General features: G+C 70.4%; 14 protein-coding genes. 8 read left to right on the forward strand and 6 right to left on the reverse strand.

What is annotated here, in order from left to right; all coding sequences use genetic code 11:
• Positions 1-7 precede the first annotated feature (7 nt).
• Both E1294_RS31485 and E1294_RS31490 read right to left on the reverse strand, forming a co-directional pair.
• Positions 8-844 carry an alpha/beta fold hydrolase gene (locus E1294_RS31485; RefSeq protein ID WP_132514459.1) on the reverse strand — a complete coding sequence of 279 codons (837 nt, stop codon included), beginning with the start codon at positions 842-844 and terminating at the stop codon, positions 8-10.
• Positions 819-1,307: a hypothetical protein gene (locus E1294_RS31490; protein WP_132514461.1), complete on the reverse strand. Its 489-nt coding sequence runs from the start codon at positions 1,305-1,307 to the stop codon at positions 819-821. The genes E1294_RS31485 and E1294_RS31490 overlap by 26 nt, the downstream gene beginning before the upstream one ends.
• Before the next feature lie 117 nt (positions 1,308-1,424).
• Here E1294_RS31490 and E1294_RS31495 point away from each other — a divergent pair, with 117 nt between their 5' ends.
• The 5 genes from E1294_RS31495 (at position 1,425) to E1294_RS31515 (ending at position 6,404) form a co-directional block, all read left to right on the forward strand.
• Positions 1,425-1,817: a GntR family transcriptional regulator gene (locus E1294_RS31495; RefSeq protein WP_132514463.1), complete on the forward strand. Its 393-nt coding sequence runs from the start codon at positions 1,425-1,427 to the stop codon at positions 1,815-1,817.
• Positions 1,814-2,704, forward strand: coding sequence for an ABC transporter ATP-binding protein (locus tag E1294_RS31500; protein ID WP_132514465.1), 891 nt, complete (start codon positions 1,814-1,816; stop codon positions 2,702-2,704). The genes E1294_RS31495 and E1294_RS31500 overlap by 4 nt, the downstream gene beginning before the upstream one ends.
• On the forward strand, positions 2,701-3,753 hold the full coding sequence (locus E1294_RS31505) for an ABC transporter permease (RefSeq protein WP_132514467.1): 1,053 nt from the start codon (positions 2,701-2,703) through the stop codon (positions 3,751-3,753). The genes E1294_RS31500 and E1294_RS31505 overlap by 4 nt, the downstream gene beginning before the upstream one ends.
• 64 nt (positions 3,754-3,817) lie before the next feature.
• Positions 3,818-5,236: a S41 family peptidase gene (locus tag E1294_RS31510; protein WP_132514469.1), complete on the forward strand. Its 1,419-nt coding sequence runs from the start codon at positions 3,818-3,820 to the stop codon at positions 5,234-5,236.
• A 10-nt stretch (positions 5,237-5,246) separates the two neighbouring features.
• Positions 5,247-6,404 carry an alpha/beta hydrolase family protein gene (locus E1294_RS31515; RefSeq protein ID WP_132514471.1) on the forward strand — a complete coding sequence of 386 codons (1,158 nt, stop codon included), beginning with the start codon at positions 5,247-5,249 and terminating at the stop codon, positions 6,402-6,404.
• A gap of 131 nt (positions 6,405-6,535) precedes the next feature.
• On the opposite strand, the gene E1294_RS31520 is transcribed toward E1294_RS31515, so the two are convergent.
• From E1294_RS31520 to E1294_RS31530, 3 genes are read right to left on the reverse strand one after another with little or no spacing between them, the layout of a single operon-like run.
• A complete protein-coding gene (locus E1294_RS31520) occupies positions 6,536-6,943 on the reverse strand; it encodes a hypothetical protein (protein ID WP_132514473.1) in 408 nt (135 codons plus the stop codon).
• Positions 6,940-7,188, reverse strand: coding sequence for a hypothetical protein (locus E1294_RS31525; RefSeq protein ID WP_132514475.1), 249 nt, complete (start codon positions 7,186-7,188; stop codon positions 6,940-6,942). The genes E1294_RS31520 and E1294_RS31525 overlap by 4 nt, the downstream gene beginning before the upstream one ends.
• 58 nt (positions 7,189-7,246) lie before the next feature.
• A complete protein-coding gene (locus E1294_RS31530) occupies positions 7,247-7,876 on the reverse strand; it encodes a TetR/AcrR family transcriptional regulator (RefSeq protein ID WP_132514477.1) in 630 nt (209 codons plus the stop codon).
• 106 nt (positions 7,877-7,982) lie between these two features.
• Between E1294_RS31530 and E1294_RS31535 the strand changes: the two genes are divergently transcribed.
• Both E1294_RS31535 and E1294_RS31540 read left to right on the forward strand, forming a co-directional pair.
• Positions 7,983-9,401: a DHA2 family efflux MFS transporter permease subunit gene (locus tag E1294_RS31535; RefSeq protein WP_246083418.1), complete on the forward strand. Its 1,419-nt coding sequence runs from the start codon at positions 7,983-7,985 to the stop codon at positions 9,399-9,401.
• Between the two features lie 99 nt (positions 9,402-9,500).
• Positions 9,501-9,860 (forward strand): cupin domain-containing protein, encoded by a 360-nt coding sequence (locus E1294_RS31540; RefSeq protein WP_132514481.1) that lies wholly within the window; start codon positions 9,501-9,503, stop codon positions 9,858-9,860.
• A 139-nt stretch (positions 9,861-9,999) separates the two neighbouring features.
• On the opposite strand, the gene E1294_RS31545 is transcribed toward E1294_RS31540, so the two are convergent.
• Positions 10,000-11,154, reverse strand: a complete 1,155-nt coding sequence (locus E1294_RS31545) for an RtcB family protein (protein WP_132514483.1) — start codon at positions 11,152-11,154, stop codon at positions 10,000-10,002.
• Positions 11,155-11,575: 421 nt separating this feature from the next.
• On the opposite strand from E1294_RS31545, the gene E1294_RS57825 reads away from it, so the two are divergent.
• Positions 11,576-12,181, forward strand: a complete 606-nt coding sequence (locus E1294_RS57825; protein ID WP_342775102.1) for a discoidin domain-containing protein — start codon at positions 11,576-11,578, stop codon at positions 12,179-12,181.
• Positions 12,182-12,189: the final 8 nt, after the last annotated feature.

A 12,189-nucleotide genomic window follows, 5' to 3' on the forward strand; every position in this document is an offset into this window, starting at 1 on the left:
GCCGCCCTCACCCCGCTCGGCGGGCGGCGAGGAAGTCCGTGATCAGGGCGGCGACCACCTTCGGCTGCTCGGCGAGCACGTCGTGGCCGGCGTCCAGTTCCCTGACCTGGATGTGGGGCGGCAGGGTGGCGAGGTCGCGGCGCACTCCCCTCCTGAACGCCTCCATCAGCTCGCCGCCCGGCATGCCCTGCGGGTCGCGGGCCGGGATCACGACCAGGGCGTCGCAGGTGACCTCGCGCAGCAGGGGAACCGTGTCGCGGAACTCCGGGGTGTAGCGCACCGCTTCGAGGAGTTCCGCGCAGGGCCGGGCGTAGACCTGCCCGTCCCTTTCGACCAGAGCCCTCGCGGGGAACATGGGCCGTAGCTCGGCGGTGAGCGGACGGCCCATGCTCGCGGCCTGCTCGTCGAACCTGGCCTTGAGGCTCGCCAGCTCCCGGTCCCGCGCCGCGGGGTCCATCCCCGGGTAGTGGTCGGCGGTGTTCTCGGCGGAGCGCAGCCCGTCGAGGTTGACGATCGCCGGGCATTCGGGGTGACGTCTGGCCCACAACACGGCGAGCATGCCGCCCAGTGACTGACCGGCGACGGCCGGGTTGCCGAGGCCCAGATGTTCCACCACCGCCTCGAGGTCGTCCAGCGCCCTTTCCCACTCCCACGGGCCGTCGCCGGACAGGCCGTGGCCCCGCAGATCCGGCGCCACGGCCCGGTGGCCGGCGAGTTCGACCGTGTCCCACGCTTCCAGCGTGCCGCCCAGGCCGTGGAGGAGGACGACAGGCTCGCCGGGCCCGCCGTGGTCGCGTACGGCGAGGGGGATGTCGTGATCAGTGATGGTGACGTCGTGCGCCATGACGCTCCTGAGGTTGGTTCAGCCGTTCGCGGATCGAGTGGGTGGTCACCCCGCCGTCGGGATGCCGGTCGAGCTTCGCGCGCTTGACGAGGTCGTGAACTCCCTGCCGGGTGATGCCGAGCATCGCGCCCGCCGTGGCGAACGGCACCGCTTCCTTTCCCGGATGGCCCGCGCGCCTGGCCACGGCCCTGCCGAAGGCGGTGCGCCACCAGGCGTCGGGGGGATCGAACGGGCCGTCGCCGGGGAAGGCGGCCGCGATCAGCCGCGCCGCCGTACGGACCGCGAGGCTCTCGTCGCGGCCCAGCAGCTGGGCGGCCCACACCTCTGCCTCGATCCGCAGGCGAGCCCTGACCGGGTCCACCTGTTCGCCGGAGCCGAGAAGGATCTCCAGCGGATCGACGATCCGCCGCTCGATCAGCTCGACCAGCTCACCTGCCAACGCCACGTGCTCACGTGTGTTCACTTGACACAAAATAGCAAGTACTTGCTATCCGACGTCAAGTAGCAAGGAGGGCTTCTTTACGGCCGCTATATAGGGAAATATCTAGAGTCCTAGCACATTAGGAGTTTGGGAGAAGCGGTGATCGAGTTCCATCTGGATGCGAAGTCCGGCGTCTCGCCGTACCTGCAGCTGGTCCAGCAAGTGCGGCGGGCACTGCGGCTCGGACTGCTGCACGAGGGCGACCAGCTGCCGACCGTCAAGGAGGTCGTCGGACACTTGGCGATCAACGCCAACACCGTGCTCAAGGCCTACCGGGAGCTCGAGCACGAGGGCCTGGTCGCAGCCCGGCCGGGGGTGGGGACGTTCGTGACGGCGACGCTCACCGACACCTCACTGGCCGCGCACGGCCCGTTGCGGCTGGAACTGCAGCGCTGGCTGGCCAAGGCGCGCCGGGCCGGCCTCGACGAGGAGAGCATCGAGGCCCTCTTCATGACCACCTTTCGAAGCACCGCCAGGAAGGACATAGCGTGACTTCTGTTTTGGATGCCCGGGGGCTGGGCAAAAAGTACGGCAGGCGCTGGGGGCTGCGCGAGTGCACCATCGACATCCCGGCGGGCCACGTCGTCGGGTTGGTGGGCCCCAACGGAGCCGGCAAGACCACGCTGTTGAAGCTGGCCAGCGGCCGGCTCGAACCGACGACGGGCGCCATCACCGTGCTCGGCGGCCGGCCGGCGGGCAAGCCCGCGCAGCTGGCCAGGGTCGGATTCGTCGCTCAGGACACGCCCGTCTACGCGGGACTGACCGTCGCCGAGCACCTGCGGTTAGGAGCACGGCTCAACCCCCGCTGGGACGCCACCGGAGCGCGGGAACGCATCGCGCGAGTCGGACTCGTCCCCACCCAGCGGGCGGGCAGGCTGTCGGGAGGCGAGCGCGCTCAGCTCGCCCTCACCCTGGGCCTGGCCAAGCGGCCCGAGCTGCTGATCCTCGACGAGCCCGTGGCCTCGCTCGACCCGCTGGCTCGCCGGGAGTTCATGCAGGGGCTGATGGAGGCCACCGTCGAGCACGAGTTCAGCGTGGTGCTCTCCTCCCACCTGGTCTCCGAGCTGGAACGGGTCTGCGACTACCTGATCGTGCTCGTCGACTCGCGCGTGCAGGTCGCAGGGGAGACCGACACGCTGCTGGCCACCCACCACCGGCTCAGCGGCCCGCGCCGCGATCCCGATCGGCTCCCCGCCGACCAGCACGTGATCTCCGCGCGCCACACCGACCGGCAGAGCACGTTCGTGGTGCGTACCGACGCCCCGGTCCACGACCCCGCCTGGACGGTCACCCAGCTCAGCGTGGAGGACCTCGTCCTCGCCTACATGGACAAGCACACCGCCGGCGACCGGCGAGTCACCCTGGAGGCCCGGCGATGATCTGGCTGACCTGGCGCCAGTTCCGCGGCTCGGCCGCGATGATGGCCGCCCTGCTCGTCGTCCTCGCCGCCGCCCTGGCCGTGACCGGCCCGGACCTGGCCTCCGGTTACTCCGCCGGGATCACCGACTGCACGCGGGACAACACCTGTGACCGCTTCTACGATCAATTCTTCGACGAGTACCAGACCCCCTTCATGGCCATCAGCCTCGTCGTGCTGCTGCTGCCCGCCCTCGTCGGGCTCTTCTGGGGAGCACCGTTGATCACCCGCGAGCTGGAGGCGGGCACGCACCTGCTGGTGTGGAACCAGAGCGTCACGCGCGGCCGCTGGCTGGCGGTCAAGCTCGGCCTCACCGGACTGGCCGCCACGGCCGCCGCCGGCCTGTGCGGCCTCGCGGTGACCTGGTGGTCCGACCCTCTGGACAGGTCAGCCTCGGAAAGCCTCGCTCTGATGGCTCCCCTGGTGTTCGGCGCACGGGGGATCGCCCCGATGGGGTACGCGGCCTTCGCCTTCGTCCTCGGCGTGACCATGGGCATGCTGGTGCGGCGAACCCTGCCCGCCATGGCCCTCACCCTGGCCTTGTTCGCCGCGCTCCAGCTCGCCATGCCGCTGCTGGTCAGACCCCACCTCATGCCCCCGATCACCGCGACCTTCGAGCTCGGCAAGGCGAACGTGGATCACCTCGGCGTACCACGCGACGGAGGCGGGTCCGCGCAGCTTCTCCTGAGGCCGGCCGTACCCGGCCACGCGGGCGCCTGGGTCCTGTCCAGCGAGCTCCTCGACCCGTCCGGACGCGACATCGGCGGCAGCGACAGCGAAGGCGCCATCCAGGTCTCCACCACCTCGGGGCCCTGCTCACCGGCCGGGGCGGCATCGGGGCAGGACATCTGCATGGCCGAGATCAACCGGCTCGGCTACCGGCAGCAGGCGACCTACCAGCCCCTCGACCGCTTCTGGCCCTTCCAATGGATCGAGACCGGGATCTACGCCCTGCTCACCCTCGGTCTCACGTGGTTCTCCTTCTGGTGGATCCGGCGGCGCCTGTCATGACCGAGCTCGCCGAGGTCATCAATGAGCACTGCACCTTGGTCATGAGGCCGACGAAGGAGGTCTCATGACCGTCATCAGGGCCACGGCCACCGGGCTCGCCCTCCTCCTGGCGACGGCCTGCACGGCACCCTCGCCGCCGCGCAGCCAGGCGAGCCAGGCGGCGAGTACGGCCTGTGCGCCGCCCCAGAAACCCCCAGAGGTGGAGACGGCCACCACGATCGACGTCGTCGAGCAGGCGTACTTCTGCATCCTCGGCAACTACTACAGCGGCGCGACGCTGGACGCCCGCTCGTTGCTGACCGCCGGGTTCGCCGCCCTGACGCAGGAGCTCAACCGTAACGGACACGACGTGCCCGAGGCCACCCTGCCGGCGCTCACCGGCGACAGGAAGGCCGACTGGGCCGCTTTCGAGGCCGTCTACAGCAAGACCACCGACCAGGTCCCCGATCTCCGCGGCAAGCTGGCCGTCGTCATCCTTGAGGCCATCGTGGCCGCCCTCGGCGACAACCACGCCCGCTGGGCGCACGACGTCAAGCGACCCCCCGACCGCTACGACGGCGACGGCTACGGCCTGGGCCTCCAGGCGAACGTCGACGGTCCGCAGCTGGACGGCGACCTGGGTGCCGCACTCCCTCCGCTGTTCGTCACCACCGTGCAGGGCGGCGCGGCGCGGGCGGCCGGACTGCGCCCAGGCGACATCATCGAATCGGTCAACGGATCGGCGCCCTTCATCGACGGGAAGGCCACCCCCGCGATCGCCGCCCTCTACCCGCGATACCCCGAAGCCCGCCCGGTCCGTCTGCGGCTCCTGCGGCAGGGCACCGGCCGCCGGTGGAACGCTACGCTCAAGCCCGGCCTCTACCCGCGGGATCCCGCCACCCTGCACGTGGTGCAGTCGAAGCTGCTGGACGACGGCATCGCCTACGTACGGGTGCGCGGGTTCGCTCCCGACTCCGCGAACAGGGTCTTCAAGGCGATCTCCAGGCTGCGCACCGGCCGGACGCTCACCGGCGTCGTGCTGGACCTGCGCGGCAACGGCGGCGGCATCCCCGCGGAGGCGACCCGGCTGGTGAGCGCGTTCGTCCACGGCAAGGCCACCGCTTACCTGTGCACGGTGGACGGCGCGTGCCGGCCCCAGCGGACCGACGACACCGTCGAACTGCTCGACCTGCCGCTGATGGTGCTCACCGATCGCGGCTGCGCCTCGGCGTGCGAGCACTTCAGCTCCGCGGTCAAGGACCTGCGGCTCGGCCGGCTGGTCGGTACCAGGACCGCCGGCGTCATCTCGGGTCCGGCGCAGTCGTACCTGTTGAGGAACAACACCCTGCTGAGCTTCCCCGCCAGGCACCACCGCGGGCCCGCTGGCGAGGTGATCGACCGGATCGGCGTGCCCCCCGACCATCACGTGCCCCTGACCCCCAAGGACGCGGCCGCCGGGCGCGACCCCGCCCTGTCCAAAGCCCTGACCCTGCTGCGGAAGTGAGGTCCTCCCGATGAGACAGATCCTGGCGGCCGCCACGGGACTGGCACTCCTCGCCGCGTCCGCCTGCTCCGCGCCCGCGCCGCCCCGGTCCGACGCCGGACCTCCGGCCACGCCGGCCGGCCCCGTCACCCTGCCCGCCCCCACCGGCCCTCATCAGGTCGGCACCACCGCCCTGTACCTGAAGGACGCCTCCCGTCCCGATCCCTGGAACCTCGACGTCGACGCCAGGGAGCTCAAGGTCACCCTGTGGTATCCGACCAGGCAGCGCGACGGGCAGCGGGCACCGTACATGACGCCGGAGGAATCCGAGCGCCTCCTGAAGGGCTCCAAGATCACGGGCGTGCCGTACGACACGCTGAGCAAGACGCGCACGAACGCCGTCAAAGACGCCGAACCCACGGGGGAGAAGCTTCCGCTGGTGGTGCTCTCCCCTGGCTTCACCAAGCCGATGAGCACCCTCACGTCCCTGGCCGAGGACCTGGCCAGCCGGGGGTACGTCGTGGCCGGGATCGACCACACCTACGAGAGCTACGCCACCACCTTCCCCGACGGGCGGGTCGCCGAATGCCTGGCCTGCGACAGCGACACCGACCCGGGTTTCGGCACCGGGGTGGTCCAGGGCCGGGCCGCCGACGTCTCCTTCGTGCTCGACCGGTTGCCGGCGACGTGGGACGGTTCGGACCGGATCGACCGCTCCAGGATCGCGATGGCAGGCCAGTCGATCGGCGGCGCCGCCGCTGTGGCGGCCATGGTGCAGGACCCCCGGGTACGGGCCGGGATCGACATGGACGGCACCACCTACGCCCGGATGCCCAAGAGCGGGTTCTCCCGGCCGTTCATGTTCATGGGCTCATCGGAGCACACCCCCGGCGGTCGCGACATGTCGTGGGACCGCGACTGGAAGCTGCTGACGGGGTGGAAGCGCTGGCTCGTCCTGTCGGGCGCGGATCACCAGTCCTTCACCGACGGTCCGCTGCTGGCGGGCGTCCTCGGCGTGAAGCCCGCCTACGGCGTCCTGCCCGCGGCGCGCGGCGCCGAGCTCACCCGCACGTACGTGGCGGCCTTCCTCGACCGGCACCTGAAGGCGCAGCGGCAGCCCCTGCTGGACGAACCATCATCGCGCTACCCCGAGGTCACGTTCTGCCCCGAGACGTGCGGTCGATCCTGAGGCCCGCGGGCCGGCTCGCCGGGGCGGCTGCCCGGTCTGGCGGTCTGGCGGGCTGGCGGTCAGGCGGTCAGGCGGTCAGGCGGTCAGGCGGTCAGGCGGTCAGGCGGTCTGGCGGTCAGGCGGTCTGGCGGTCAGGCGGTCTGGCGGGCCTCGTCGTTGGCGTTGGTGCGGATCTGCTGGATGCGCTGCTTGGTCAGGCCGAGCAGCTCGCCGATGTCGCCGTCGGACAGGCCCAGCTCGTGCATGTGCTTGACGCGCTTCTTCAGCGTGCGCGTGTAGTCTTCGGCGATCGCGGCGGCCTGGCGCTGGAGTGCGGCGAAGTCGTCGAGGTCCTGCTCGGACAGGCCGGGCAGCGCGTAGTGGAAGACGGGCGCGGGCGGCCGGTCGCGGTCGGCGAACAGGAACGGCAGCCCTTCGGTGACGTCGGCGTGCAGCTCCTTCAGTGTGCGCGCGGACATGCCGCCGGCCACGCCGTCCACCTGGGCCAGCCACAGGCTGCCCGCCAGAGTGATGTGAACGTCAACGCGGTCCGCGGTCATGAATCCTCCAGCCAGTGGTCGCCGAACAGGTGAGCGAGCCCCTGTTCGAGGGAGTCGACCAGGTGGGGCGTCTCCCCGGGGTAGAGCGGGACGATCGCGCGGGCCGCGACGCGGCCCTCGGTGTCCCACAGCAGGAGGAAGCGCTGCCGCCTGGTCGTCTCCGCCCAGTCGCAGCGCAAGCCCTGGGTGTGGGAGAGCCCGATGATCCGATCGCGGATGGCCGCGTAGTCGTCTCGTTCCACCACACGCGGCAGACTATATCCCTTGCCTACCATCGACAAGAGGTATTGTCGCTGACATTGGCTATGGTGTCTTCTGCCCCCAGGCGCGCATGAAGGTGCACACGGTGGCGCGGGCCATGTCATGGAGCTCGGTGTCGCTGATCGGGCGGGTGCCCAGGCGGGAGCGGGCCTCCAGCGGGCCGAGGAGCAGGGCGAGGAACTGCTCGGCCGCGAGGTCGGGGTCGGCGGCGCGCAGGCGGCCGGAGAGCGCGAGCCGGGCCAGGCGGTCGGCCAGCGCCTGGGTGAGGTGGTGGGGGCCGCTGCCGGTCACGACGCCGAGAATGTCAGGAAATCTCGTGATCTCGGAGTAGAGCAGCCGTTTCAACGCGCACGAACGCTCGTCGGTGTGCAGCCGGAGCAGCGCGTGGGCGACGTCCTCCAGGACGCCGGCCAGATCGTCACCCGGATCGGCCAGCGGCGCGAGCGCGCCGATCCGGGCGTCGAGCGCGGCCTGCGAGGCGGCCTCCACGGCGTGCCGGAACAACGTGGCCTTGTCGGTCATGTGGTTGTAGACCGTCGGTTTGGCCACGCCCGCCTCGTCCGCGATGTCCTGCACGCAGGCCTGCGCGTATCCCAGGCGGGCGAACACGGCGAACGCGCCGCCGAGGATCGCCTGGCGCTTGTCGATGCGTCCGCGTGTGCTGGTGGCCATGTCCGCGATTGTACGCACCGGTTCATCTCTATGGGCGTACGGGTTGCATGCGAACGCATCAGATAACTACGTTGAACCCATGAGTTCAATCACGCCGGATGACCGTATGGATTCCCGGCTCCTCGGCATGATCGGCGTGATCCTTCTCGGCGGGCTGCTGGGCATCCTCAACAGCACGATGGCCGCCGTCGCCATCGACACCCTGGCCGGCGCCTTCGCCACCTCACTCAGCACGGCCGGCTGGACGTCCACCGGCTTCCTGCTCGCCGTCACCGCCACCATCCCGTTCACCACCTGGGCCGTCGACCGGTTCGGCGGCAAGCGGCTGTGGCTGGCCGGGCTGTCCCTCTTCCTGGCCGGATCGTTGCTGGCCGGGCTGGCCTGGAACGTCGGTAGCCTGATCGCCTTCCGGGTGCTCCAGGGGTTCGGGGCGGGGCTGCTCGACCCGCTCGTGCTGATCCTGCTGGCCAGAGCCGCCGGGCCGCGCCGGGCCGGACGGGTGATGGGGCTGATGGGCGTGGTGCTGTCACTCGGGCCCGTGCTCGGGCCCATCGCGGGCGGCGCGGTGCTCGCCGGGCTGTCATGGCGGTGGATGTTCCTGCTCAGCGTGCCCATCGGACTGGTCGCCCTGTTGCTGGCCGTCCGCGTGGTCCCCGCCGACGAACCGTCAGGAGCGTCGCCCGCCCGGCTGGACGTCGTGGGGCTGGCGCTGCTCGGGCCCGGATTCGCGGCCGTCGTCCTGGCGCTGTCGCAGGCGGCCGAGCAGGCGTCGTTCGCCGCCTGGCAGGCGCTGCTGCCGCTGGCCGCGGGCGTGCTGCTGCTGGCCGGCTACGCCGTGCACGCGCTGCGTGCGCCAGGTTCCCCCGCGAAGCGGAGGAAGCCGCCGCTGATCGAGCTGCGCCTGTTCGCCAACCGCGGGTTCACGGCCAGCGTCACGATCATGGGGCTCGGCGGGTTGTCCCTCTTCGGGGCGCTGTTCGCGCTCCCGCTGTACCACCAGCAGGCTCACGGCCACGGCGTGCTCGCCGCCGGCCTGCTGATGGCACCGCTCGGGCTCGGCGGCTCGATCGCGATGCCGCTGGCCGGGCGGCTGTCGGACCGGATCGGCGCGCGCGGCCTGGCCATCGCGGGCGTCATCGTCGCCCTGCTCAGCGCGCTCTCCTTCACCCGGATGGGTGCCCACACCCCAGAGATCTGGCCGGCGCTGGCGGCGCTCACGATCGGGCTGGGCAGCGGATGTTTCAGCGCGCCCACCATGGGCTCGCTCTATCGCACGTTGCCCGAGCCCCTGGTGGCGCAGGGCAGCTCGGTGCTCTACATGCTCAACCAGCTCGGCGCCGCGCTCGGCGTGGCGGTCGTCACGCTCATCCTGCAGACCTCCGGCGACGTGATCACCGGTTTCCACGGCATCTTCTGGCTCGTCGTGACCGTGCTGGTGATCGTGCTGGCGGTCATCCCGCTCCTTCCCGGCAGGCCGCCGCGGGCGCCGGCCGTGCCCGGGGAACTCGCGAGCACCCCGGGCTGATTGGTCCGAAAGGAGGTCCAATTCGGCCGCATTGGCTCTGTGAGCAAGGCCGCCTCCGCCGTTGGATGGTTCCCGTACGCGATCCATGAGGAGGCACTGATGACCGTTGACGTCAGCGTTCGCACGTCGGTCCCCGAGGCCATCAGCACGCTGCCGGGGCCTTGGCAGCAGCGGCAGCTCGCCGAGGTGAACGACGCGGTGGTCCGGCTGGCCCGCTTCCACGGGGCGTTCCCGTGGCACTATCACGACGAGGACGAACTGTTCCTGTGCTGGGACGGCACGTTCACGCTCGAACTCGACGGGCGAGACCCGGTCACCATGCGGGCCGGAGACGTCTTCGTCGTGCCCAGGGGCCTGCGGCACCGGCCCGTGGCAGACGAGCCGGCGCACGCGCTCATGGTGGAGAAGCCGGAGACGAAGCAGTATGGCAGTCAGCCCGGGGAAAGCGGACGGGTGTGAAAAGCCCACCCGGTGGACGGCTCACCAGCGCTCCACGAGGTGCTTGCGGCCGGGCGGCGGCTCATAGGGCTCCGGCCGGTAATCGGTGACGCGGCCAGAAACTCTCCGCCTGCCGCGCAGGCGGAGAGCCGGAGCCTGGTCAGCCCTTGTAGTTGAAGATCTGGCGCAACGTGTGCCGCACCTCCACCAGATCCCTCTGGTCCGCCATCACCTGGTCGATGGGCTTGTACGCCTCAGGGTGCTCGTCCACCAGGGCGGCGGCCCGGTCCGCGTTCCAGGTGCGGCCGCTCATGGCCGCGGTGAGCGAGGTCGCCGACAGCTCACGCTTGGCCTTCGTCCGCGACATGCGGCGGCCCGCCCCGTGCGAGCAGGAGTTGTACGACTCCGGGTTTCCGCGCCCGCGCACGATGTACGAGCGCGTGCCCATCGAGCCCGGGATCACGCCCTCGTCGCCGCTGTCGGCCTTGATGGCGCCCTTACGGGTGATCCACAGGGACTTGCCGTAGTGGGTCTCCTGCTGGGTGAAGTTGTGGTGGCAGTTGATCGTGCGGACGCGCCGTCCCTTGCCGGCGACGCGGAACAGGGCGTTGATCAGGACCTTGTCCATCCGGGCACGCGAGGCCATCGCGTAGCGCTGGGCCCACAACATGTCCTCGATGTACGCGGTGAACTCCGGCGTGCTCTGGACGAAGTACGCCAGGTCCGGATCCTCCAGGCCGATGGTCTGCTTCTTCATCAGCTTCTTGGCGCCCGTGATGTGCATCTGGGCGAGCTGGTTGCCGATGCCGCGCGAACCCGAGTGCAGGACCGTCCAGACGTGGTCGCGCTCGTCGAGGCAGACCTCGACGAAGTGGTTGCCGGACCCGAGGGTGCCGAACTGGTCGGCCACCTTCTTCGTCTGCTTCGGGTTGAGGCCGGTGTGGGGGAGCCCGAGATCGCTGAGAGCGCGGTCGGTCGACGGGTCGTCGTGGCCCTTGCCGACGCCGGCGGGGATGCGGTGCTCCACCATCGGCATCAGGGCCGCGAGCGTGTCGGGCAGGTCCGCGGCCGTGAGCGTCGTCTCCGTGGCCACCATGCCGCAACCGATGTCGACGCCGACGGCGGCGGGGATGATCGCGTTTTCGGTGGGGATCACCGAGCCGACCGTCGCACCGATGCCGACGTGCGCGTCGGGCATGAGAGCGACGTGGCCGGAGACGAACGGCAGGCGGGCGGTGCGTGCGGCCTGCATGATCGCGCCTTCGTCGATCTCGCTGGCCCACGACAGCAGGTTCGGTGCGGGCTGGTTCGGCATGAAAGATGGCTCCTTACTGGTTGTTGATCAGTTTGGCGGGACCAGCAAGGATTTCCCACTCATTTTATCGACTGCGGGTGATGCCGACCATGGAGGTCCGCCGTTCGGCCACGCGTGCCTAAGGGCCGGGTGGTTCGTGTCTTCTTCTTGTGAGAGCGCTCTCTCAACGAGTTCTGAGCGGTTCACGGCAGGGTCTGTTCCCTGTTCCTCTGGCCGGAGGAGGATGCCGGGTATTCGGCGCGAGCGTGTCGGTATCGTCGCTGGTCGGAACCGCATAAGGGAGGGTAAGGAGCGGTTGCCCGCGTGTCAGGCGGGTTTTCACCTGGTAACGAGCATCTTGACAGCGGCAGGAGAGGCGAGCACCCTCCCATTCAGGGAGCGCTCCCCGAACACCCCCGCTTCTCACCCTGACGGAGATGTCGTGAGTCCACCCCCCGGCCCCGGCATACGACGCCTCGGGGCCCTCCTCGTCCTCCTCGTCACCCTGTCGTTACTCTCGGCGGCGCCCGCCGGCGCCGCCGACACCCTGCTGTCCCAAGGCCGGACCGTCACCGCCTCCTCCACCGAGAACGCCGCCTTCCCCGCCTCGGCGGCCGTCGACGGCGACGCCGGCACCCGCTGGTCCAGCGCCTTCTCCGACCCGCAGTGGCTCCAGGTCGACCTCGGCGCCGCCGCGACCATCAGCCAGGTGCGGCTGAGCTGGGAGGCCGCGTACGCCACCGCATTCACCGTGCAGGTCTCCGCCGACGGCACGTCCTGGACCGACCTGTACGCCACCACCGCCACCGGCGGCGACCAGACGCTGGACGTGTCGGGCAGCGGCCGCTACGTCCGCGTCCACGGCACTCCAGGTGTCGCCCGACGCGGGCACCTGGACCACCATCCACAGCACCACCAGCGGCAACGGGTTCAGGCAGACCCTGAACGTCACCGGCTCCGGCCGGTACGTGCGCATGTACGGCACCCAGCGTGCCACCGCCTACGGCTACAGCCTCTGGGAGTTCCAGGTGTACGGCACAGGAGGTAACCCGGCCG

Source organism: Nonomuraea diastatica (assembly GCF_004349015.1).
Classification (GTDB): Bacteria; Actinomycetota; Actinomycetes; order Streptosporangiales; family Streptosporangiaceae; genus Nonomuraea; species Nonomuraea diastatica.

Bases quoted from the DNA above. Each gene is read 5' to 3' on its own strand.
- E1294_RS31485 (WP_132514459.1), bottom strand. From the start codon at position 844: ATGGCGCACGACGTCACCATCACTGATCACGACATCCCCCTCGCCGTA.
- E1294_RS31505 (WP_132514467.1), top strand. From the start codon at position 2,701: ATGATCTGGCTGACCTGGCGCCAGTTCCGCGGCTCGGCCGCGATGATG.
- E1294_RS31510 (WP_132514469.1), top strand. From the start codon at position 3,818: ATGACCGTCATCAGGGCCACGGCCACCGGGCTCGCCCTCCTCCTGGCG.
- E1294_RS31515 (WP_132514471.1), top strand. From the start codon at position 5,247: ATGAGACAGATCCTGGCGGCCGCCACGGGACTGGCACTCCTCGCCGCG.
- E1294_RS31520 (WP_132514473.1), bottom strand. From the start codon at position 6,943: ATGACCGCGGACCGCGTTGACGTTCACATCACTCTGGCGGGCAGCCTG.
- E1294_RS31530 (WP_132514477.1), bottom strand. From the start codon at position 7,876: ATGGCCACCAGCACACGCGGACGCATCGACAAGCGCCAGGCGATCCTC.
- E1294_RS31535 (WP_246083418.1), top strand. From the start codon at position 7,983: ATGGATTCCCGGCTCCTCGGCATGATCGGCGTGATCCTTCTCGGCGGG.
- E1294_RS31540 (WP_132514481.1), top strand. From the start codon at position 9,501: ATGACCGTTGACGTCAGCGTTCGCACGTCGGTCCCCGAGGCCATCAGC.
- E1294_RS31545 (WP_132514483.1), bottom strand. From the start codon at position 11,154: ATGCCGAACCAGCCCGCACCGAACCTGCTGTCGTGGGCCAGCGAGATC.